The organism is Alistipes timonensis JC136, assembly GCF_900107675.1.
Taxonomy (GTDB): Bacteria; Bacteroidota; Bacteroidia; order Bacteroidales; family Rikenellaceae; genus Alistipes; species Alistipes timonensis.
The window spans coordinates 93018-115725 of record NZ_FNRI01000002.1; the positions used below are offsets into that span (position 1 = coordinate 93018).

Annotated in this window: 17 protein-coding genes; 13 read left to right on the forward strand and 4 right to left on the reverse strand. The window is 62.2% G+C overall.

Going from position 1 to position 22708, the window contains the following annotated elements; all coding sequences use genetic code 11:
- The first annotated feature begins 17 nt into the window (after positions 1–17).
- The gene (locus BLU78_RS02875) at positions 18–311 is read left to right on the forward strand and encodes a RyR domain-containing protein (RefSeq protein WP_010264209.1); all 294 of its coding nucleotides are present in this window, start codon (positions 18–20) and stop codon (positions 309–311) included.
- A gap of 61 nt (positions 312–372) precedes the next feature.
- Positions 373–2529 carry a hypothetical protein gene (locus BLU78_RS02880; protein WP_010264206.1) on the forward strand — a complete coding sequence of 719 codons (2157 nt, stop codon included), beginning with the start codon at positions 373–375 and terminating at the stop codon, positions 2527–2529.
- A 69-nt stretch (positions 2530–2598) separates the two neighbouring features.
- Here BLU78_RS02880 and BLU78_RS02885 read toward each other — a convergent pair whose 3' ends face one another.
- The 3 genes from BLU78_RS02885 to BLU78_RS02895 form a co-directional block, all read right to left on the reverse strand.
- On the reverse strand, positions 2599–3768 hold the full coding sequence (locus BLU78_RS02885) for a hypothetical protein (protein WP_010264201.1): 1170 nt from the start codon (positions 3766–3768) through the stop codon (positions 2599–2601).
- Between the two features lie 104 nt (positions 3769–3872).
- Positions 3873–5165, reverse strand: a complete 1293-nt coding sequence (thrC, locus tag BLU78_RS02890; RefSeq protein ID WP_010264197.1) for a threonine synthase — start codon at positions 5163–5165, stop codon at positions 3873–3875.
- 12 nt (positions 5166–5177) lie between these two features.
- Entirely contained in the window at positions 5178–6110 is a 933-nt protein-coding gene (locus BLU78_RS02895; protein ID WP_010264193.1) for a homoserine kinase, read from the reverse strand.
- Positions 6111–6491: 381 nt separating this feature from the next.
- Here BLU78_RS02895 and BLU78_RS13950 point away from each other — a divergent pair, with 381 nt between their 5' ends.
- The 11 genes from BLU78_RS13950 (at position 6492) to nagB (ending at position 19423) form a co-directional block, all read left to right on the forward strand.
- On the forward strand, positions 6492–6806 hold the full coding sequence (locus BLU78_RS13950; protein WP_143029350.1) for a hypothetical protein: 315 nt from the start codon (positions 6492–6494) through the stop codon (positions 6804–6806).
- A 249-nt stretch (positions 6807–7055) separates the two neighbouring features.
- Entirely contained in the window at positions 7056–8876 is a 1821-nt protein-coding gene (gene ilvD / locus BLU78_RS02900) for a dihydroxy-acid dehydratase (RefSeq protein ID WP_010264189.1), read from the forward strand.
- 17 nt (positions 8877–8893) lie between these two features.
- Positions 8894–10621: a biosynthetic-type acetolactate synthase large subunit gene (gene ilvB / locus BLU78_RS02905; RefSeq protein ID WP_010264186.1), complete on the forward strand. Its 1728-nt coding sequence runs from the start codon at positions 8894–8896 to the stop codon at positions 10619–10621.
- A 13-nt stretch (positions 10622–10634) separates the two neighbouring features.
- Positions 10635–11159, forward strand: a complete 525-nt coding sequence (ilvN, locus tag BLU78_RS02910; protein WP_010264182.1) for an acetolactate synthase small subunit — start codon at positions 10635–10637, stop codon at positions 11157–11159.
- A 37-nt stretch (positions 11160–11196) separates the two neighbouring features.
- Positions 11197–12243, forward strand: coding sequence for a ketol-acid reductoisomerase (gene ilvC / locus BLU78_RS02915; RefSeq protein WP_010264179.1), 1047 nt, complete (start codon positions 11197–11199; stop codon positions 12241–12243).
- Between the two features lie 108 nt (positions 12244–12351).
- Entirely contained in the window at positions 12352–13458 is a 1107-nt protein-coding gene (locus tag BLU78_RS02920; RefSeq protein ID WP_010264177.1) for an ROK family protein, read from the forward strand.
- A gap of 159 nt (positions 13459–13617) precedes the next feature.
- Positions 13618–14583, forward strand: a complete 966-nt coding sequence (locus BLU78_RS02925; RefSeq protein WP_010264173.1) for a type I phosphomannose isomerase catalytic subunit — start codon at positions 13618–13620, stop codon at positions 14581–14583.
- A gap of 148 nt (positions 14584–14731) precedes the next feature.
- On the forward strand, positions 14732–15829 hold the full coding sequence (locus tag BLU78_RS02930; RefSeq protein ID WP_010264170.1) for a phosphotransferase enzyme family protein: 1098 nt from the start codon (positions 14732–14734) through the stop codon (positions 15827–15829).
- A gap of 3 nt (positions 15830–15832) precedes the next feature.
- Positions 15833–16480, forward strand: coding sequence for a carbohydrate-binding family 9-like protein (locus tag BLU78_RS02935; RefSeq protein ID WP_010264166.1), 648 nt, complete (start codon positions 15833–15835; stop codon positions 16478–16480).
- Between the two features lie 173 nt (positions 16481–16653).
- Positions 16654–18603, forward strand: coding sequence for a 6-phosphogluconolactonase (locus BLU78_RS02940; protein ID WP_010264163.1), 1950 nt, complete (start codon positions 16654–16656; stop codon positions 18601–18603).
- Positions 18604–18622: 19 nt separating this feature from the next.
- The gene (gene nagB / locus BLU78_RS02945) at positions 18623–19423 is read left to right on the forward strand and encodes a glucosamine-6-phosphate deaminase (protein WP_010264159.1); all 801 of its coding nucleotides are present in this window, start codon (positions 18623–18625) and stop codon (positions 19421–19423) included.
- Between the two features lie 69 nt (positions 19424–19492).
- On the opposite strand, the gene BLU78_RS02950 is transcribed toward nagB, so the two are convergent.
- On the reverse strand, positions 19493–22702 hold the full coding sequence (locus BLU78_RS02950) for a glycosyl hydrolase (RefSeq protein ID WP_010264155.1): 3210 nt from the start codon (positions 22700–22702) through the stop codon (positions 19493–19495).
- Between the last annotated feature and the right edge of the window lie 6 nt (positions 22703–22708).

Genomic DNA, 22708 nt, shown 5'->3' on the forward strand with positions numbered 1-22708 from the left:
AATATAACACACCGATTATGTATACGAACGAATACCGTCCCGCGCCGATGGATACGTCGGAAGTCGTACTCCCGAAAGCGCTGCAGGAACTCACCGAACAGATGGCCCGCAATGTCCATGAGGTCTGGGCCCAGACCCGCATCGCGCAGGGATGGAGCTACGGCCCCGAACGCGACGACGCCGCGAAAAAGCATCCCTGCCTGATCCCCTACGAGGAGCTGCCCGAGGCAGAGCGCGAATACGACCGCAACACGGCCGTCGAAACCATCCGGCTGATCCTCAAACTCGGATTCACAATCGAACGGAAATAATCCCGGACCGGACTCGCGGAGGGATTCCGGATTCGAACAACGCCCCCAAACGATTAACGACATGCAGCACACACAACGAACAACCCGCATCCGGTTCGCAGCAGCCTGCGGTCTGGCGGCCCTCATCCTGGCCGCCGTCTTTCTGCACGCCCCTTGGTGGCTGGCGCTGACGGCCGTTGCAGCCGTGACGGCCGCCGCCGTCCGGCTCTGGCGACGGCGCCCCGCCTACCGCCGCAACGGGATGGAGTATTTCGACCGCATCATCTCGGGCGGCATCCGCTACCAGTTGGTCAGCTTCATCACGGTCATCGTGGTCGTGGTCGGGGTCTGCATCCTGCTGGCGATCTGGTCCGACTGCTCGATCCTTACGCACGACGACGGATGGGGCAAGGCGCGGGGCGTGATCTACCACTTCCTCGACCCGGGCTACCTGAACGACGACGAAACCCCCGCCGTGCAGGGATTCATGCTCATAATCTCACTGATGGGCATGGTGCTCCTGGGCGGACTGCTCATCACCACGCTGTCGAACATCGTCGAACGCCGCGTGAACGGCGTCGAACGGGGACTGGTGAATTACCCCGGCATCCGCGACCACTATGTCGTCATCGGCTACGGCGAGATTTCGGTCTGCCTGCTGCTCAACATCTTCCGGCACGAATCGGAGCGGCTCCCGAAAACCGGGAAACGTCAGACCGCGAAGCTGCCCAAAATCATCCTGATGACCAATCAGGACATCCCCTGCGTGCGGGCCCGCATCCAGTCGCAGCTGGCTCCCGAACTGGAGCGGAAGGTGATCCTCTACGCGGGCAACATCGAATCCCGGGAGCATCTCGCCAAACTCAACATCGACACGGCCCGCGAGGTCTACATCCTGGGCGAAAGGGAGGAATACGGCCGCGATTCGAAGAACCTCGAGTGCGTGCGGATCATCCGCGAGCTGCGCGGGGAGACGAAAACGCCGCTGAAAGTCAACGTACAGTTCGACCGCCCGGCCTCCTACTCCATCATCCAGAAACTCGCCCTGCCGGCCGAATTCATCGCCGACGACGACGGGAAAAGCGTCATCTACTTCCGGCCTTTCAACTTTTACGAGAACTGGGCTCGGTTGCTGTGGGGCCATTACAAAGAGGCCGACTACGCGGACCTCGACTTCAAACCGCTGGATTGCGACGGACGCCACGTCCACCTCATCATCGTGGGCTTCAACCGCATGGGGCGCGCCCTGCTGCTCGAGGCGCTGCGGCTGTGCCACTACCCCAACTACGACGAGCGGACGGGCGCCAACCGAACCCGTATCACGGTGATCGACAAGGCCATGGACGACCTGCTGCCGCAGTTCCGCTCCCAATACCCTTATCTGGAACAGATCGGGGACATCGGGGTCGAATACGTCAAAGGCCGCGTCGAGGATACCGCCGTGCGGGAGATGATTACCGCGGCTGCGACCGACAGCCGGGAACTGGTGACGATCGCCGTTTGCCTGCAGGACCCCGACCTGAGCCTCTCGACGGGCCTCAGCCTTCCCGAAGAGGCCTACTACATCATCGGCCGGGAGCCGGAGGGCTGCATCGCCGGAAACAACGACAATGTCCGCATCCTGATCCGTCAGGAGTTGCAGCAGGGCATCGGCGAGATACTCGATGCCGACAAGCGCAAATTCAAACACGTAAAGGTCTTCGGCATGCTCACCGACGGCATCAGCGGCCACCTGCTGGACGACACGGCCGCCATGTGGGTCAATGCCTACTACGACCTGAAATACGCCCCCGGCAAAGGGAGTCCGAAACACCCCGTTTACGCCGCCTATGCAAAATACCTCGAAACACACCAACTGGAGGGTACCGACATCCTCGACCTCGCGGCAATGCCCGCGCACCGGGCCGAAGCCGAACGCACGGCCCGGCTGTTGTGGTACCTGACCAGCGAGGATTTCCGCTTCTCGAACCGCTACCAGACCGAGATGTACGGCATCTACCAACGCTATGCGGAAAATTCGGCGCTTCATGAGATGGAGCACCGCCGCTGGTGCGCCGACCGCAGCATCATCGGCTACCGGGACACCTGCGCCGAGCGGCTGAAGGACATCGACTGCTTCAAACTGCACTGGTCGATCGTCCCGTTCAAAGACCTGCCGGAAAAAGAGCGGGACAAGGACCGGGACGTAATCGGGAATATGAAAAAGATCCTGAACCTCGGCCCGTCGACGCTGGACTGACCGACTCTCAAACGAATCCGGCGGCCCTATGAAAGAGCCGCCGGGAATTTTTTGTATCCGGAAGAATCGCTACTCGACCGCCCGGAACGGGGCTTCGGCGTCGCCCGTCCATTCGTACAGACGGACGGTCGAACTCTGCTGGCGGGTCTCCTTCGAACGCGCGTTCTCCGAAATGTAGAAATAGCCTCCGCCCAACGGGCACAGCCCCGTCGAACCCCATTTGAAATCCCAGCCGTAGATGCCGTCGGCCGATTTTCCGGCAGGAAGCAGCGAGAGCACCTCGCCCTCGGTCGGCGTGTCGAAACCCTGCAACGCCTCCTTGCGGGCGGGCTTCCCGCCGTCGATCACAAAAAGCGAATAATTGGGGTATCGGGATTTTTTGCCTTTGTAAACCGCCGCATAGAGGTTGCCCGAGGCGGGATCGTAAGCCAGGTTTTGAATCCCCCAGGAGGTGTTGCCCGTGCGGACGAAATACTTGTGATCGGGTGTCGTCGGGCCGCTCTTGTGCAGGTTCGACTGCGACAAGGGCTGCTCATAGCGTTTCCAATCCTGCGTGTCGTAAGCCAGCAACACCTGATAGTCGTTGTCCGTGCGCAGCGTGTCGCCGTAGATGCCGTAAGCCACATAGAGATAATCGCCCTTCCCACCGCTGCCGAAGCGTGGCGCAAAGGTCACGCCGTCGATACCCGAGCATCCGAAACGGTGGGCGACCGTCCGGCCGCCGTTCACGGCCTCCGCGAAATAGTCGTCGACAGCCTCTTTGACATAAACGGCGGTCATCACACGGTCTTTCTCCGCATTCATATCGGGACGCACGATGCGGTCCACATCGAATACGGCGATGTAAAATCCCGTCTGGTCCACCCCTTCCGACTCCTTGTCGAGGGTCTTGCGAATGCCCTTGCCGATCACGTCGTCCTTATATTCCAACGAACCGTAGACACGCCCGTCCGCGGGATTCATCGTCAGGCACCCCAGATGGCCCGTCAGGCCGTCGACACTGCCTATGAGGTTTCCCGCAAGGTCCATTTTCAGCAGCTTGGTCGTAAAGGAGAAGTAGATGTAACCGCGTTCGAGGTCGACGGCAATGCCCTGTACGTGGAACGGGCCCTGTTCACCCGAAAGGATCATGCGGGGCAGTTTGCCCAGATCGGGCGCATCCGCACGGTTACGGCCCGAGGGACAGGCCGTCAACAGCAGCGGAACAATCAGAAAAGGAAGCAGACGTTTGAGGTTCATCGGTAGTTTATTTTGCTTTTACGCAACAAATATAAACAAAAGCAAAATAAAATACAATAAAAAGAAAAGTTTACCCGCCGGTTTCGGCGGGTAAACTTTCGGATTCAGATTTTCTCGACATACGCTTCGAGGGCCGCGAGGTCGACAGCGAGGGGTTCCGAACGCTGCGGCCTGCGGGTCAGCTCTTCGAGCCGTTCGGGAAGCGGCACCCGGGCCCCGGTCACCGAGGTAATGACCTCCCCGAACTTGGCGGGATGGGCCGTCGAAAGGTAAAAGCCCGGTTTGCCGACCGCCATCGAGGCGGCATAACCTACGGCGCTGTGGGGATCGGAGAAATAGCCGTGCCGCTCGTACAGCTCGTCGATCGTGCGGCGGATGCAGGCGTCGTCGCAGCGGAATCCCTCCAGCTCGCCGCGCAGGACCTCGGGATCGCCCCCGCAGAGCCACAGCATGCGTTCGAAATTGCTCGGGGCGCCGACATCCATCGCATTGGCCGGGGTCCTCACCGACGGCCGCGTGCGGTAAACGCCCGTGCGGAGGAATTCGGGAACCACGTCGTTGACGTTCGACGCCGCCACAAAGCCCCCGACAGGCAGTCCCATGCGCTGCGCCAGCATCCCCGCGGCCAAATTGCCGTAGTTGCCGCTCGGCACGACGACAACGGGACGGTCGCCGCCCGCGGCCTGCCGCCATTGGCAATAGCCGTAGAAGTAATAAAATGCCTGGGGAATCCACCGCAGGAGGTTGATCGAATTGGCCGACGTGACGCGCCGCCGCTTGCGGAACTCCGCATCGGCGAAGAGCTCTTTCACCAACCGCTGACAGTCGTCGAACGTCCCGGCGACCCGCAGCGGATGGATGTTGCCCCCGAGGGCCGTCATCTGACACTCCTGCAAGCGGCTGATCTTCCCCTCGGGATAGAGCACCACGACATCGACACCCGGCACGTTGTGAAACCCGTGCGCCACAGCGCTGCCCGTGTCGCCCGAGGTGGCCGTAAGGATCACCAGCCGCTCGTCGGCGGCCCCCAGCAGACCGATAGCACGCCCCATGAACCCGGCGCCGAAATCTTTGAAAGCGCAGGTCGGACCGTGGAACAGTTCCAGCGTGTAGCGTCCGCGCCCCACCGCCCGCAGGGGGACGGGAAAGTCGTACAACGTCTCCAGCTCCCCCCGCAAAGCCTGCGGATCGAAATCGTCGCCGAAGAAAAGCCCGGCCAGATAGCCCGCCATCGCGGCATAGGACTCCCCTGCCAGCCGTTCGACCTCGGCCATATCGGCCTGCGGAATGCGCTCGGGAACGAACAGCCCGCCGTCGGGCGCCAGCCCCATCATCGCGGCCTCGCGGAGCGAACAGCCGCAGGCCCGTTTCGTATCTCTCGTACTGTAAAATTTCATCGTTTCGCGTTTTTATTGTCCCACGACACGCGCTCCGGCGTTCGACACGCGGCCCGCATAGGTGTGGCAGCCGATCTGCCGCTCCTGGAAATGCCGTTTCATCTGCGCCGCGATCCGCTGCGCCACCTCATAATCCGAAGCCAGCGCAAAAACCGACGGTCCCGACCCGGCAATGTTCATCGCCAGCGCACCTTCGGCCAGCACCAGCTCTTTCAATTCATCATACCCGGGGATGAATCCCTTGCGGTAGGGCTCCACGACGGCGTCGTGCATCGAACGCCCGATCAGCGCCACGTCGCGCAGCGCGAACCCGGCCACCAGTCCCCCGACATTGCCCCACTGCGTGATGGCTTTCGACAGGGGAATCTCGCGCGGCAACACCTCGCGGGCATCCTTCGTGCTGACCACGATGGCCGGATGCGCCACGGCATAGAAAAAGTTGTCGGGCACGGGCAGCCGGACGATGTCGAACGGCTCGTAACCGCGGATCAGCACCACACCGCCCAGCACCGCAGGCCCCACGTTGTCGGCATGGGGCGTGCCGCCGATCAGCGCCTCGCCCATCATGGCGAACTCCACGAGCTCCTTGCCCGAGAAGGGACGGTCCAGCAATTCGTTGAGCCCGTAGACGGCGGCGGCCGACGAAGCCGCACTCGACCCGATGCCGCTGCCGGGAGCGATCTTTTTGAGCATCGTGATCTCGATCCGCACCGGACGGCCGTATGCCGCGAGCATGGCCCGCAGGGCGGGGGTAATCACATTGTCCTCGACGTTTTCGGGAAGGTTCATCCCGCTCAGGTTGCGGATTTCCAATCCTTCGGCCCCCTCTTCGGCGCCGATCTCCAGCAAATCGCCGACGCCGTCGAGCGTCAGGCCCATCACGTCGAAACCGCAACCCAGATTCGCCACCGTTCCCGGCGCGAAAACCCGAATATATTTTTTCATAACAGAAAGTTCATTAAACAAGTGGACTGTCATCACCTGTCGCCCGGCCGTATTCGCGGCGTACCGCCGCGTATATAAGCCTGCCCCCATCCCAAGCCCTTCCCTGAGGGAAGGGCTTAGTGCTGCTACGCAGCGAAATCAGCGCCCTCGAAGGCCGGCAGGTAACGTTTGTCGATTAAATTATTTGATTGTAACCTTTTTTCCGCTCCGGCAGCCTTGGCCGGAAGTGCATACCGAGTATGCGGACGGATTATTGACTATCGAACCCCCACAGGGGTCGTAGTCGTCGTGGTGGTAGTCGTCGTGGTCGTGAAGGTATACGCACAGCCTGCGGGATTGCCGATAAATCCGCAACCTCGTCCAGTCATCGCGATATGCCGTTTGGTAACCATCATCGGCAAATATAAAACAAATATTTTAAAAATCCAAATCGAAGTAACAATTCGTAAAACCGCCCTGAAAAATCCCGAAAGGCTTTTTATATATATAGGAGTAGCACAAAAAGGCGCAAAAAGGCTCATTCGGATCAAAAATGAAAGTCGTTCCGGGGCTTCGAAATCCCAATCCGGCGAAAAAACGGCTCGAACAGACATTTCAGGGCCAAAAACCGGCTATCAAATCGTAATCAAACCATCCGCGGAACGAACAGATGCAAACCTGATCGGAGAATCTGCTTCCGGACTGTCACAATATTAAATATTTTTAGAAAATTATTTGTTCAAAAAATTTAATATCCATATATTTGTCCTGTAACGAATACGAAAAAACAGACCATGCTTCATTCGATCATTATCGTCATTACCCTGCACCTCGTCGTCCTTAGAAGATAACGGGAGAAAGGTGGCGTGCATGATCGACGAATATGATAAAGCCTTTCTCCTGCCGGGGAAAGGCATTTTTATTTCCGGCACGGGCCGGGACACAGACTGAAACCGAAACGGAAAGATGAAACACACACTCAGAAGCGCCGTCACCACGACGGGCCGCCGAATGGCGGGAGCCCGAAGCCTCTGGCGGGCCAACGGCATGCGCGAGGAGCAGTTCGGCCGCCCGATCATCGGCATCGCCAACTCGTTCACCCAGCTCGTGCCGGGCCACGTGCACCTGCACGAAATCGGCCAGTACGTCAAACAGCGGATCGAAGCGCTCGGATGCTTCGCCGCGGAGTTCAACACCATCGCCGTCGACGACGGCATCGCCATGGGCCACGACGGCATGCTCTACTCGCTGCCCTCGCGCGAGATCATCGCCGACAGCGTCGAATACATGGCCTCGGCCCACAAGGTCGACGCGCTGGTCTGCATTTCGAACTGCGACAAAATCACCCCGGGCATGCTGATGGCCGCCATGCGGCTCGACATCCCGACGGTCTTCGTCTCGGGAGGCCCGATGGAGGCCGGGAAGTTCCGGGGCCGCGGCGTGGACCTGATCGACGCGATGGTCATGGGCGCCGACGACACGTGCAGCGACGAGGAGATCGCACAAATCGAACGCTGCGCCTGCCCCGGCTGCGGATCGTGCTCGGGAATGTTCACCGCCAACTCGATGAACTGCCTCACCGAAGCGCTGGGACTCTCGCTCCCGGGCAACGGCACGATCGTCGCCACGCACGCCAACCGCCGCCGGCTGTTCGAGGAGGCCGCAGCGCTCATCGTCCGCAACGCCGAACGCTACTACTTCATGGGCGACGATTCGGTCCTGCCGCGCTCGATCGCCACCAAGGCCGCCTTCGAAAACGCCATGTCGCTCGACATCGCCATGGGCGGCTCGACCAACACGGTGCTGCACCTGCTGGCCGTGGCACACGAGGCGGGCGTGGATTTCACGATGCAGGACATCGACCGCCTTTCGCGGCGGGTCCCGGTGCTCTGCAAAGTCGCCCCCAACTCCCACTACCACATCCAGGATGTCAACCGCGCCGGCGGCATCTTCGCCATCCTCGGCGAACTCGGCCGCGCCGGACTGCTCGACACCTCGGCGCAGCGCGTCGACGGACGCACGCTCGGCGAGGCCGTCGCCGCCTGCGACATCCTCTCCCCCACGGCTTCCGACACGGCACGCCGCCGCGCGCTGAGCGCCCCGGCCGGCCATTACAGCCGCGAACTCGGCGCCCAACACTCCTATTACGAAGAACCCGACACCGACCGCACGGCGGGCTGTATCCGCGACGCGGAGCACGCCTATTTCCGCGACGGCGGACTGGCCGTGCTGACGGGCAACATCGCCCGCTCGGGCTGCGTCGTGAAGACCGCCGGGGTCGACGAAAAACTCTTCGTCTTCCGCGGCCCGGCCCGGGTCTACGAGTCGCAGGAGCAGGCCATGAACGGCATCCTCGCCGACGAGGTGCAGCCGGGCGAAGCGGTCGTCATCCGCTACGAAGGTCCCAAGGGCGGCCCGGGCATGCAGGAAATGCTCTACCCCACGTCATACCTCAAATCGAAGAAACTCGACAAAGCCTGTGCGCTGATTACCGACGGCCGCTTCTCGGGCGGCACCTCGGGACTCTCGATCGGGCACGTCTCGCCGGAGGCCGCCTCGGGCGGGGAGATCGCCGTCGTCCGCACGGGCGACGAAATCGAAATCGACATCCCCCGCCGTTCGATCCGCCTTCTGATCGACGACACCGAAATAGCCGCCCGCATGGCCGCCCGGAAAGAGTTCCGTCCGGCAAACCGCGACCGCCGGGTTCCGGCTTCGCTGCGGGCCTACGCGCAGCTCGTGAGCTCGGCCGACAAAGGCGCCGTGCGCATCATCGACGAAGAATAAAAAAAACGAACCCGCTTATGAACACACCCCGTCCCGAAGAGCGACAACCGGCCTCCGACCCCACGATCACGGGATCGAAGGCCCTGATCGAATCGTTCCTCCACGAAGGCGTTACCACCCTTTTCGGCTACCCCGGAGGCGCTATCATCCCCGTCTACGACGCCCTCTACGACTACCGCGACCGCCTGCGCCACATCCTCGTCCGCCACGAGCAGGGCGCCGTACACGCCGCGCAGGGCTACGCCCGCGTCAGCGGACAGGTCGGCGTCTGCCTCGTGACCTCGGGCCCCGGCGCCACGAACACCGTCACGGGGCTGGCCGATGCGCTGATGGACTCCACGCCGCTGGTGCTCGTCACCGGGCAGGTCGGCTCCTCGCTGCTGGGCACCGACGCCTTCCAAGAGACCAACTTCGTCGGCATCACGCAGGCCGTGACCAAGTGGAACTGCCAGGTAAAACGCACCGAGGACATCCCGGCGGCTATCGCCAAAGCCTTTTATATCGCCCGCTCGGGCCGTCCGGGCCCCGTCGTGGTGGACATCACCAAAGACGCCCAGTGCGGCACGGCCCCTTTCCGTTACGAAAAGATCACCTCCATCCGCAGCTACGTCCCCTCGCCCGCTCCCGACGCGGAGCGCATCGCCGAGGCGGCCCGGCTGATCGACGCCGCCCGCCGCCCGCTGGTGATGGCGGGTCACGGCGTGACGCTGGGCAACGCCGAAGCCGAACTGCGGGCGTTCCTCGAAAAGAGCGGCATGCCAGCAGCCTCGACGCTGCTGGGGCTCTCGGCTCTGCCGTCGGACTATCCGCAGTATGTGGGCATGCTGGGCATGCACGGCAACTACGGGCCCAACATCAAAAACCGGGAGTGCGACCTGCTCGTGGCCGTCGGCATGCGTTTCGATGACCGCGTGACGGGATGCCCGGCCCACTTCGGCGAAAACGCCAAGGTGATCCATCTGGAGATCGACCCCGCAGAGATCGGCAAGATCATTCCGGCCGACGTGCCCGTCGTGGGCGACGCGAAGCAGGTGTTGCCGATGCTCACCGAGCGTATCCGCAAAGGCGACCACAGCGCATGGATCGAGGAGTTCCGGGAGTGCGACAGGATCGAATACGAGGCCGTCGTCCGCAAGGCGGTGCACCCGGGCGAGGGGCGCATCCGCATGGGCGAGGCGGTCGACGCCGTGGCCCGGGCCTACGACAACGACGCCGTGCTGGTGACCGACGTGGGCCAGCAGCAGATGAACGCCGCGCGCTATTTCGGGTTCCGCCGCGGCCGCAGCATGATCACCTCGGGCGGCCTCGGAACGATGGGTTTCGGGCTTCCGGCCGCCATCGGCGCCAAGCTGGGCGCCCCCGACCGCGAAGTGGTGCTGTTCGCCGGCGACGGCGGCCTGCAGATGACCATTCAGGAGTTGGGAACCATCTTCCAGTCGCACGTCGCAGTGAAAATCGTCCTGCTGAACAACTCGTTCCTCGGCATGGTGCGGCAGTGGCAGGAGCTTTTCTACGACCGCCGCTACTCCTTTACCGAGATGATAAACCCCGATTTCGGGCTCATCGCCCGCGGCAACGGCATCAGCTACCGCCTCGTCGAACGCCGCGAGGAGCTTGCAGAAGCCGTCGCCGCGATGAAAGCTTCCGAGGGCGCTTTCCTGCTGGAAGTGCGGGTCGAAGGCGAAGAGAACATTTTCCCGATGGTCCCGGCCGGCGCCCCGGTGGCGGACATCCGGTTCGAGTAAAACGAAACAGCGTATGGAACAGGAATACATCATCACCGTATTTTCAGAAAACAAAGTGGGTCTGCTGAGCCAGATCACCACGGTCTTCACCTGCCGCGATGTCAACATCGAGAGTCTCACGACCTCCGAATCGGCGCTCCCGGGCATCCACAAATTCACGATCGTCGTCCGCACCGACCCCGGACAGATCGACAAGCTCGTGCGGCAGGTCGAGAAGAAGATCGACGTGCTGAAAACCTTCGTCTACACCCCCGAGGAGGTGGTGCAGCAGGAGATCGCCCTCTACAAGGTCACCCGCAGCCAGGGCGTCGAACAACTCGTGCGCAAGCACAACGTCCGCATCCTGGAGATCGACGAGGACTACATCGTCGTCGAGAAGACCGGCCACAAGGCCGACACGCAGGCGCTATTCCGCCTGCTGCAGCCCTACGGCGTCCAGCAGTTCGTGCGCAGCGGCACGGTGGCCATCATCAAATCGCGGCGCGAGCTGCTGAACGAATACCTCGAAGAGCTGGACCGCATGAGAAACGCAGAATAATTTTCAGAACATACAACAAACCAAAATCACGAAAAACATGGCACAGATCAATTTCGGCGGCGTCGAAGAGAACGTCGTAACCCGCGAAGAATTCCCCCTGAAAAAAGCCCTCGAGGTCCTCAAAGACGAGACCATCGCCATCATCGGCTACGGCGTGCAGGGCCCCGGCCAATCGCTGAACCTCCGCGACAACGGCTTCAACGTCATCGTCGGCCAGCGCGAAGGCTCCAAGAGCTGGGACAAGGCCGTCGCCGACGGCTGGGTGCCGGGCAAAACGCTCTTCGGCATCGAGGAGGCCGCCGAGCGCGCCACGATCATCCAATACCTGCTGTCCGACGCCGGACAGATCGCCGTATGGCCCGTCATCAAAAAACACCTCGCCCCGGGCAAGGCGCTCTACTTCTCCCACGGCTTCGGCATCACCTACAAGGAGCGCACGGGCATCGTGCCCCCGCCCGACGTCGACGTGATCCTGATCGCCCCGAAAGGTTCGGGCACGTCGCTGCGCCGGATGTTCCTCCAAGGGCGCGGCCTCAACTCGAGCTATGCGGTGTTCCAGGACGCAACGGGCCGCGCCTTCGAACGCGTCGTGGCGCTGGGCATCGGCGTCGGCTCGGGCTACCTCTTCGAGACCGACTTCAAACGCGAGGTCTACTCCGACCTCACGGGCGAGCGCGGCACGCTGATGGGCGCCATTCAGGGCATCTTCGCCGCCCAGTACGACACGCTGCGCGCCAACGGCCACACCCCTTCGGAGGCCTTCAACGAGACCGTCGAGGAATTGACGCAGTCGTTGATGCCGCTCGTGGCCGAAAACGGCATGGACTGGATGTACGCCAACTGCTCGACCACGGCCCAGCGCGGTGCGCTCGACTGGTGGAAGAAGTTCCGCGACGCCACGAAACCCGTCTTCGAGGAGCTTTACAAAGAGGTGGCCGCCGGTAACGAGGCACAGCGTTCGATCGACCTGAACAGCAAACCCGACTACCGTGAGAAGCTCGACGATGAGCTGCGCGAGATGCGCGAAAGCGAGATGTGGCAGACCGGCGCCGTGGTGCGCAAACTGCGCCCCGAGAACAACTGATCCCGATAAACGGACGAAAAAGCCGTCGGCAGCCGCCGACGGCTTTTTCGTTTTCAGTTTTTTACCTATCTTTGCTACATGTAACACCGACAAACTAAACTACTCAATATGTACAGCCATGACAACCGGGTGGTGATCACCCTCGACGCCGGCGGCACGAACCTCGTGTTCGGAGCCATGCAGGCCAACCGATTCATCGTGGAGCCCATCACCCTGCCTTCGCACGCCGAAGACCTCGACAAATGCCTTGCGACGATGGTCGAAGGGTTCCGGGCCGTCATCAGCCGCCTTTCGGAAAAACCCGTAGCCATATCTTTCGCATTCCCCGGCCCGGCCGACTACCCCAACGGCATTATCGGAGGCTATCTCCCCAATTTCCCGTCGTTCCGCAACGGCGTAGCGCTGGGACCGTTCCTCGAAGCGACGTTCGGCATCCCGGTCTTCATCAACAACGACGGCGACCTGTTCGCCTACGGCGAGGCGCTGGGCGGAGCCCTGCCTGCGGTCAACGCCCGGCTCGAGGCGCTGAACAGTCCCAAACGCTACAAAAACCTCGTGGGTTACACCTTCGGCACGGGCTTCGGCGTGGGCATCGTGGTCGACAACCGCCTCAACCGCGGCGACAACTCGTGCGTCGAGACCTTTTGCCTGCGGCACAAGAAGATGCCGGAGATCATCGTCGAGGAGGGCGTGGCCGTGCGCGCCGTGAAGCGGGTCTACGGCGAGCTGGCCAACGATCCGAACCACGGGCTGGAACCCAAGGACATCTGCGAGATCGCCGACGGCAAACGCCCGGGCAACGTCGAGGCGGCCCGTCAGGCTTTCGCCGAAATGGGCGAAATCGCCGGTGACGCCATGGCCACGGCCGTGACGCTGGTGGACGGACTGATCGTCATCGGCGGCGGCATCACCGCAGCCCGCAAGTGGATCATGCCGAGCCTGCTGAAAGAGCTCCGCTCGAAGATGCACACCCTCTCGGGCGACGAACTGAACCGCGTGCAGATGAAGGTCTACGACCTGGACGACGACGCGGAGTTCCAGGAGTTCGCCAAAGGCAGCATGCAACCCCTGAAAGTCTACGGCACGGACCGCTATGTGGCCTACGACCCGCAGAAACGCATCGGCGTGACGATCTCGAAGCTCGGCGCCAGCCAGGCCATCTCGGTCGGCGCATACGCTTTCGCCCTGAGCCAGTTGGACGCACAAAACGCATAAACAGCCGGCCCCGAACCGGAACCAACAGAATCAGCCGTTATCCAAGTCCCCTCCGAGGAGGGGATTTAGGGGAGGGTCAGACTTGTAAACGACGCCGGAGGCGGCGAATACAGCCGGCTGATACGAACGAACGTTATAAAAAGCAATATAGGACAAACTATGTATAAGTTTCAACCGATTCTGAAATCGCTGATCTGGGGCGGCGACAAAATAGCCCCTTATAAACAGATCGAGACCTCGCAGCAGCAGGTCGGCGAGAGCTGGGAGCTCTCGGGCGTGAAAGGCAACGAATCCGTGGTCGCCGAAGGTCCCGAGGCCGGGACCACGCTGCCCGAACTGATCGCCCGCCACGGAGCCGGATTGCTGGGCGCGAAGAATTTCGAACGCTTCGGCGAGGAGTTCCCGCTGCTCATCAAATTCATCGACGCCCGGCAGGACCTCTCGATCCAGGTTCACCCCAACGACGAGCTGGCCTGGGAGCGCCACCAGTCCAAAGGCAAGACCGAAATGTGGTATGTCGTGGCCGCCGACAAGGGGGCGCACCTCCGTTCGGGATTCTCGAAGCAGGTGACACCCGCCGAATACGCCGCCAGCGTCGCCGACAACACCATCACCGACATTCTCGCCGACTACGAAATCCACCCGGGCGACGTTTTCTTCCTGCCCGCAGGGCGCATACACTCGATCGGCGCCGGGGCGTTCATCGCCGAAATCCAGCAGACCTCGAACATCACCTACCGCATCTACGACTTCAACCGCCGCGATGCCGACGGCAACACCCGCGAACTGCACACCGAGCTGGCGAAGGAGGCCATCGACTACACCGTGCTGCCCGACTACCGGACGCATTACGAGGCCGTGCAGAACAGCCGTGTGGAGCTGGTTTCATGCCCCTATTTCACCACGTCGCTGCTGGACCTGACCGCTCCCGAGACGCTGGACCTCGCCGACCTCGACTCGTTCGTCGTGGCGATCTGCATCGAGGGCCGCGGCACGATCGCCGACGACAGCGGCGCGGAGGTCTCCGTGCATCAGGGCGAGACGGTGCTGATCCCCGCTTCGGCCGGGTCGCTCGCGTTCACGCCCGACGGCGCGATGAAGCTGCTGACGAGCTGGATCGGATAATCCGGACGCATCACGATCAAATAACACAACCCGAAAAAGCCTGCCTTTCTTTGGAAAGCGCAGGCTTTTTCGGGATTGCAGGTTGCAAGTCTGCGTTCTTTTCAGTAACTTTGGGGTTGCAATCAGAACCTAACATCCAAACTACCTTATGAAGGCAGAATTACAGAAAATCGCGTCTCAGTTTGCCCTGGAGGGCGCTATCGCGGCAATCGACTCGCTGGGCGAGGGTTTTATCAACGACACCTTCATCGTCCGCACCGAAGGCGATGCCCCCGACTACATCCTCCAGCGGAAGAATAAGAACATCTTCCCCGACGTTCCGGCCATGATGGAGAACATCCGCAAGGTCACGGATCACATCCGCCGCGGCGTCGTGGCCGAGGGAGGCGATCCCCGGCGCGAAGTGATGACGATCGTCCCGACCCACGACGGCAAATACTATTTCGTGGATTCGCAGGGCGACTACTGGGCCGTATCGGTCTTCATCGGCGACACGACTGCCTACAACAAGGCGGACTCCCCGGAGCTGGCCCGCAAGGGCGGCGAGGGCATCGGCAAGTTCCAGGCCCAGCTGGCGGACTTCACCGAGCCGCTGGCTGAGACGATCAAAGGTTTTCACAACATCCGTCACCGTTTCGTGCAGTGGGACGAGGCCCTATGCCGCGACGCCGCAGGGCGCGTGAAGGATCTGACGGAGGAGATCGGCTGGATCGAGTCGCGGCGCGGCGAGATGCTCGGGTTCTGGTCAAAGGTCGAGGACGGCACGATCCCCACGCGGGTGACGCACAACGACACGAAGATCAACAACATCCTCTTCGACAAGAAGGGCGAGGTGCTGTGCGCCATCGACCTCGATACGGTGATGAACTCCACGTCGCTGAACGACTTCGGCGACGCCATCCGTTCCTATGCCAACACAGGCGAGGAGGACGACCGCGACCTTTCGCGCGTGGGCATGTCGCTCGACATGTTCCGCGCATACACCGAGGGCTATCTCTCGCAGCGGGCGAAACAGCTGACCGCGCCGGAGATCGACCACCTGGCCTTCTCGGCGCGCTACATCACGTTCGAACAGGTTTTGCGCTTCCTGATGGATTACATCGACGGCGACACCTATTATAAGATCAAATACCCCGAGCACAACCTCGTACGTACACGTGCCCAGTACAAGCTGCTCCGCAGCATGGAGGAGCAGTACGGCACGATGTGTGACATCGTACGGGAAACGGTGGCCAAATACAGGTAAGCTATGGAAGTTCGCAAAATCACAGGCATCTCGCCCGACGACCGGGCAGCCGTGGAGCAGGCCTTCGCGGAGATCAACCCCTGCCACATCGCATGCTGCAACTGGCCCGGGGAATTCCCCTATGCGCCGGAGGTATCGTTCCGCATGTTCCACACGGGCGACTGGCTGCTGCTGCGCTTCGACGTCGCGGAGAACTACACGGCGGCGCTGGTCACCGAGGACAACGGCCAGGTCTGGACCGATTCGTGCGTGGAGTTCTTCATCGCCCCCGACGAGGGGTTGTACTACAATTTCGAAACCACCTGCATCGGGCGGATGCTTCTCGCGGGGCGCAAGGCGCGGAACGAAGACCTGCAATACGCCCCGGCGGAGGTGCTGGCAGGCGTAAAACGCTTCACGACGTTCCCCTTCGGCGAACCGTTCGCCGAACGCGAGGGCGACAACCGCTGGTCGCTGACGCTGGCCATTCCCCCGCAGGCGCTTTTCCGCCATGCGCTGACGGACTGGAGCGGCTTCGAGGCCCGCATGAACCTCTACAAGTGCGGCGATAAGCTCTCGCACCCCCATTTTCTGTCGTGGAGGCCCATACGGACGGAAAAACCCGATTTCCACCGCCCCGAGTTTTTCGAAGCGGTGACGTTTGAAAAGTAAACGGCTAAAAGTGAAAAGCTAAAAACTGAGAGACAATCCGGTCGCGTCGCGACAAGCCCCTCCCGAGGGAGGGGTTTGGGGTGGGGTCAGACTTGTAAACGACGCCAACGGCGGCGACAACACCGATCGGCAGCAAACCGACAGATAGAAAGGCTAACAAATTACATAAACGTATGAACAACAAGTATTCCCTGCCCAAAGACGGCGGATTGATTGCCGAATCGGTCCCCCGCGACATCATTCACCGCTACGAAAAAATCCTTACGCGGGTCTATGAAAACGAATACGAAGGCGTGCAGTACGTCGCCGACAACATCGTCAAGGCGATCCGCACCTACAACGAGCTACACTGCTCGAACGAGGTCTACGAAGAGTCGCAGCCCTTCGTGCTGGGTCTCACGACGGGACGCACCCCGCTGGGCCTTTACCGCGAGCTGGTGAAACGCCACGAGGAGGGACAGATCAGCTTCCGCAACGTGGCCGTATACAGCCTCGACGAGTTCTACCCGATCCGATCGACCGAGCAGCAGAGCCGCAACTACCGCATCCACGAGGAGTTCCTCAACCACATCGACATCCTGCCCGAGAACGTACACATTCCCGACGGCACGATGTCCGAGGACAAGGTCTCGGAGTACTGCGCGTCGTACGACCACTCGGTGCGCCGCATCGACCTGATGATTATAGGCGTGGGCGAGGACGGGCAGATCGGCTTCAACGAGCCGGGCTCCTACTCGCGTTCGCGCACGCGGCTAGTGCAGCTCACCTACAACACCCGCAAGATTCAGTCGGGGGCCTTCTTCGGGCTGGAGAACACCCCCAAGATGGCGATCACGATGGGTATCGACACGATCATGCGCGCCGACCGCATCATCCTGATGGCCTGGGGCGAAGAGAAGGCGCACATCGTGCAGAAGGTCGTCGAGGGCGAGATCACGGGACAGGTTCCCGCCTCGTACCTGCAGGCGCACTCGAATATCGAGGTGGTGATCGACGAGAACGCCGCGCAGCTTTTGACCCGCGAGCAGACGCCGTGGCTGGTGGGACCGTGCGACTGGACGCCGAAATTCGTCCGCAAAGCCGTGGTATGGCTTTGCGGCGTGGTCCAGAAGCCGATCCTGAAGCTCACCTACAAGGACTACATCGAGAACTCGCTGGGTGAACTGCTCGAACAGGGCCGCCCCTTCGACCAGATCAACATCGACGTTTTCAACGACCTCCAGCACACCATCTCGGGATGGCCGGGCGGCAAACCCAACGCCGACGACTCGACGCGCCCCGTCCCCTCGTCGCCGTTCCCCAAGCGGGTCGTCATCTTCTCGCCCCACCCCGACGACGACGTGATCTCGATGGGCGGTACGTTCATCCGCCTCGTCCAGCAGGGCCACGACGTACACGTGGCCTACGAGACTTCGGGCAACGTGGCCGTGCATGACGACGTCGTGCTGCAGAACATCGACACGGCCCGCGAACTGGGCTTCGGCAACCACTACGCCGAGGTCGAGCAGGTTATCGCCACCAAGAAGAAGGGCCAACCCGAGCCGCGCGCGCTGCTCGACCTGAAAGGCGCCATCCGCCGCGCCGAGGCACGCGCCGCCGTGCGTTCGTTCGGCCTGAACCCCGACACCAACGCCCACTTCCTCAACCTGCCGTTCTACGAGACGGGCGGCATCAAAAAGGGCCTGCTCACGGAAAAGGACATCGACATCATCGTCAAACTGCTGCGCGAGATCAAACCTCACCAGATCTACGCCGCCGGCGACCTGGCCGATCCCCACGGCACGCACCGTACGGCCATGGAGGCCATCCTCGGGGCGCTCGATGTGGTGAAGGACGACGAGTGGCTGAAAGAGTGCCATCTATGGCTCTACCGCGGCGCGTGGATGGAGTGGGACCTCGGCATGGTGGACATGGCCGTGCCCCTGTCGCCCGACGAGCTGATCATGAAGCGCCACGCCATCTACCGCCACCTCTCGCAGAAGGACATCATGCCCTTCCCGGGCAGCGATCCCCGCGAGTTCTGGCAGCGGGCCGAAGAACGCACGCAGAACACCGCACGGCTCTACGACCGGCTCGGCATGGCCGAATACCAGGCTATCGAGGTCTTCGTAAAAATGTTCTAACCCCAAACCGTTTACAACCATGCGTTTAATCATCGAAAATACACCGCAGCAAGTCGCCCAGTGGGCCGCCAACTACATCATCCAACAGATCAAGGCCAAGGAGCAGGTGACCAAGTCGCCGTTCGTGCTGGGCCTCCCGACGGGCTCGACCCCGCTGGAAACCTACAAGGAGCTGATCCGCCGCCACAAGACCGGCGAGGTGTCGTTCAGGAACGTCATCACGTTCAACATGGACGAGTATGTGGGGCTTCCCGAGGAGCACCCCGAGAGCTATCACTCGTTCATGTGGAACAACTTCTTCAAACACGTCGACATCAAGCCCGAAAACGTCAACATCCTCGACGGCAATGCCGAAGACCTGGTGAAGGAGTGTGCCGACTACGAGGCCCGCATCGTCGAGGCCGGGGGCATCGACCTTTTCATGGGCGGCGTCGGCGAGGACGGGCACATCGCATTCAACGAACCCTTCTCGTCGCTCAACTCGCGCACACGCATCAAAACCCTGACGCAGGACACGATCCAGGTCAACGCCCGCTTCTTCGGCGGCGACACGACCCTCGTACCGAAGACCGCGCTGACGGTCGGCGTGGGTACGGTGCTGTCGGCCAAGAAGGTGCTGATCCTCGCCACGGGACATAAGAAAGCCCGCGCGGTACGCCACGGCGTCGAAGGCTCGTACAACCACCAGTGGACCGTCTCGGCACTGCAGGTGCATCCCAACGGCATCCTCGTATGCGACGATCCGGCCGCCGAGGAGCTGCGCGTAGCCACCTACCGTTATTTCAAGGACATCGAGCGGGAAAACCTGATCTCGAAATAGGGACGACACCCCGATACGAAAAATCCCGCACTCATCGCAGAGTGCGGGATTTTCGTTTGCAGACAGGCTTTACAGCGCGACCCGTTGCAGCGTCACGGGACCGATCAGCCCCGACTCCTGCAACGGGGATTCGGGCGTATAGGGATTGTAAGGCGTCCACGTGCGGCGTTCCGCCTCGGGCAGACGGCTGTCGCCGACGAGGCGGTTGACCCATGTGTTGACGACTTCGATCTCGAGTTCGTTCCCGCCCTCACGAAGCAGGTCCGTCACGTCCACCCGGTACGGGGGCGTCCAGACACCTCCGGCATCGGCGCCGTTGACGCGGACTTTGGCCATCACCCCGACGCGGTTCAGGTCGAGCAGGATGCGGCCGCCGTCGGCGGCGGGCTTTTCGAAGGTCGTCGAATAGGTCGCCGTACCGGAGAATCCGCGCAGGCGTTCGTCGGCGCTCTGCGACCAGTCGCCGAGCGTATCGGTTGCAAGGGTGAAATTCCCTACCCCGTCGGGCGCTTCGAAGCGCACCTGCCAGGCGCCGTCCACCGCGGCGATCGGCTCCGGACGCGGGAAATTCGCATCGGCTGTGAATTCCGCAGCGGATTCCGCCGCCGGTTTACGGAAAACCACGAAGCCGCTTTCCAGCGGTTCGAGACGCATCGGAATCTCCGTCACGGCCCCCTCGGCACGCCAGGCCGGAAGGTCGCGCACGGCTCCCGTCACGGGCTGCCACCACTCGGGACGGCGGTCCGCAACACGGAACGAAGCGGTGAACCCGATCGGCTCCTCCGACTGGTTCGACACGAAATAGATCTCGGCGCCGTCCGTCGTCCGGTGTCCGAACAGCAGCGGCAGCGATGCGTCATGCCCGAAATCGGGCACAAGGCCGATCGCTTCGAAAACCTCCGCCATCGAACAGCCGTCGAAGACCATGCCCTTGCCGTAACGGTTGACGTGTTTCCCCGTTTCGGGTCCCCACAGCTCGGCGGCCATCGCCTGCACGCGGCCGTCGGCCTCCGGATAACCCGCAAGGCTCGGGGAGCGCGTCGGGGCGGGTCCCAGCACCACGGCGCCCTCGCGCACGAGCTGCATCACCCGTTCCAGCACCTCGGGACGCATCGTCTCCTGCCGCGGCAGCACCAGCACGCGGTATTGCGTGCCGTGGGGAAGCGTCAGCAGGCCGTCGCGCACCGTGGCGTCACGGCACAGCACCTCGGCGTTGATGTAGTCGAACTGGTAGCCCGCCGGCAGCGCCGGGTCGCACACGCCGGTCATCTTCGGTACGTCCTCACCGATGAAATAGGCCGCATCGGCCACGTTCAACCCCTGCTGGAGCATGAAGTTACAGCGTTTGAGGTAGGCGATGAAGAGGTCCAGCTGGCCGAACCACGTGTTGTTGCGGTTGAACTCATTGCCGAAAAAGGCGTTCATGCCCGGCTTCGGGCCGTCGGCCGCCTGCGAAATGTAGACGTGCAGCAGCGTGTTGTTGATGCCCTCCGAGAAGAAGCGGTCGCCGCGCTGTTTCATCCTGTAAGGATGGCGCGCATAGGGCGAGAAAGCCGCCGTGAACGACTCGGCCGAAACCTTATTCTTGCCGTAAATATGGGCGCAGGAGGAAGCGGCGCGGTTCTCGATGTCGCCCAGCTCGCCCTCGCTCCAATACTCCCCGGCCACCTCGTCCGACTGGCCTCCGTATTGCAGGAACTCGCCGGGGAAGCCCCAGTGTCCGTAATTTTCGAGCCATGTGGTGAAGCCGTCGCGGTGGGCCAGTTCGCGCAGGGCGCCGATATGGTCGTACGACAGCCGGTCGGCCATCATCCGCCGCAGGTCCCACAGAAAGCGGTCCGAACGGTCGCGGTCGCCGACCGTCAGGCCGCTGAACACGGGCAGGTAAGGACGCGCATCGTAGCCGTAGCGGGCCTCGAACGCCTCGAAGAAATCGTCGCCGAAATTCTGGCCGCCCTTCTCGTAGCTGTCGGCCACGATGACCTTCCACGACTTGCGGTCGGCGGCGGGAATGCGGCGGCACAGCTCGCCGACGAAAGCGTCGTAATGCTTCGCCAGATGCGCGGGGCTCCATTTGTCGACCTCCAGGCCCGCACCGTCCTCCAATGCGGGGCCGTTCATCACCCCGGTCGGCACCATGCCCGTGCGCAGGATCATCCAACGTCCGGCAGGGGCCTCCCAGCGCACACGGTCACCGGCGAGACAATCGCTGATATCGACGACCGATCCGGGCGCAACGGCGGCCGTCGTGTCCGTCCCGGCGGGCTGACGGTCCCACATATAGTCGTCCCAGTACGGCAGCGGCGTCTGGTGCATCTTGGCCAGCGATTTTTCGGAATAACGCTCCACGAGCGGCAGGGCTGAAAATTCCACTTCGGCCAGACCGCCGTTCGCCGAAGCGCCGCTCACCACCAGCCGGAAAGCGTCGGCTTCGGTCGGCTCACAGGCGATCGTAACGGGGGCGTAGGGATCGAATCCCACCTCCGGGGAGGGATTCGTGCGGTCGATATCGAAGCGGCGCAGTACGGTCGTGCGACCGTCTTTCACCGCCTGCAACTCCGCGGCTGCGGCAAAGGGCGCATGGACCGGATAAATCCGCACAGACCGCAACGTGAAGGTCTCAGACGGCTTTACTTCAACTACCGCATCACGTCCCGGCACGCACTCCAGCGCCGTCGCAGGATCGCCGTCGAGCGCCTTTGCGGCGCCCGCCGAACCACTCACGCGGGCCGACGAGGCGTCGAGCCGCAGCACCCCTTCGGGCAGCGGCACGGCAACGGTCCGCACATCGGTAAAGTCGGGCGAAGAGACCGGAAGCGCGACCTCCACCACCCGGCCTCCTTCGACTTCGGCGGAAACGGTGGCCAGGTAGCGCATCGCCTCTCCGGGTTCGATCCACGGTCCTCCCGCCTGGCTCCAGCCCGGGCAGTTGAACACGCCGATATCGATCCCCAGATCGGTGGCGGTCTTCAATGCCGTGTGCATGATCTCGTACCACTCCTCGGTGAAGAGTTTCACGGGGCCCCGGGGAGTTCCCTCCGCTTCGGGAAGTCCGATGTTACCGATGAAAGCGCGGTCGATGCCGATACGCTTCATCGACTCGAGATCGGCGGCAACGCCCTCCTTCGAGACATTTCCCGAAATCCAATACCAGTAGACCGACGTCTGGACACCGGCCGAGGAGGGATTGCGAAATCCCTCCTCCAAACCCTGCGGCCCGTCGCAGGCCGCCAGAAGCATCGAGCACGCCGCAAGGGCGCACAGGCGTATGTTCTTCATAAGCCC

Coding starts and splice junctions, on each gene's coding strand:
- BLU78_RS02875 (WP_010264209.1), top strand. CDS start 18: ATGTATACGAACGAATACCGTCCCGCGCCGATGGATACGTCGGAAGTC.
- BLU78_RS02880 (WP_010264206.1), top strand. CDS start 373: ATGCAGCACACACAACGAACAACCCGCATCCGGTTCGCAGCAGCCTGC.
- BLU78_RS02885 (WP_010264201.1), bottom strand. CDS start 3,768: ATGAACCTCAAACGTCTGCTTCCTTTTCTGATTGTTCCGCTGCTGTTG.
- thrC (WP_010264197.1), bottom strand. CDS start 5,165: ATGAAATTTTACAGTACGAGAGATACGAAACGGGCCTGCGGCTGTTCG.
- BLU78_RS02895 (WP_010264193.1), bottom strand. CDS start 6,110: ATGAAAAAATATATTCGGGTTTTCGCGCCGGGAACGGTGGCGAATCTG.
- ilvD (WP_010264189.1), top strand. CDS start 7,056: ATGAAACACACACTCAGAAGCGCCGTCACCACGACGGGCCGCCGAATG.
- ilvB (WP_010264186.1), top strand. CDS start 8,894: ATGAACACACCCCGTCCCGAAGAGCGACAACCGGCCTCCGACCCCACG.
- ilvN (WP_010264182.1), top strand. CDS start 10,635: ATGGAACAGGAATACATCATCACCGTATTTTCAGAAAACAAAGTGGGT.
- ilvC (WP_010264179.1), top strand. CDS start 11,197: ATGGCACAGATCAATTTCGGCGGCGTCGAAGAGAACGTCGTAACCCGC.
- BLU78_RS02920 (WP_010264177.1), top strand. CDS start 12,352: ATGTACAGCCATGACAACCGGGTGGTGATCACCCTCGACGCCGGCGGC.
- BLU78_RS02925 (WP_010264173.1), top strand. CDS start 13,618: ATGTATAAGTTTCAACCGATTCTGAAATCGCTGATCTGGGGCGGCGAC.
- BLU78_RS02930 (WP_010264170.1), top strand. CDS start 14,732: ATGAAGGCAGAATTACAGAAAATCGCGTCTCAGTTTGCCCTGGAGGGC.
- BLU78_RS02935 (WP_010264166.1), top strand. CDS start 15,833: ATGGAAGTTCGCAAAATCACAGGCATCTCGCCCGACGACCGGGCAGCC.
- BLU78_RS02940 (WP_010264163.1), top strand. CDS start 16,654: ATGAACAACAAGTATTCCCTGCCCAAAGACGGCGGATTGATTGCCGAA.
- nagB (WP_010264159.1), top strand. CDS start 18,623: ATGCGTTTAATCATCGAAAATACACCGCAGCAAGTCGCCCAGTGGGCC.
- BLU78_RS02950 (WP_010264155.1), bottom strand. CDS start 22,702: ATGAAGAACATACGCCTGTGCGCCCTTGCGGCGTGCTCGATGCTTCTG.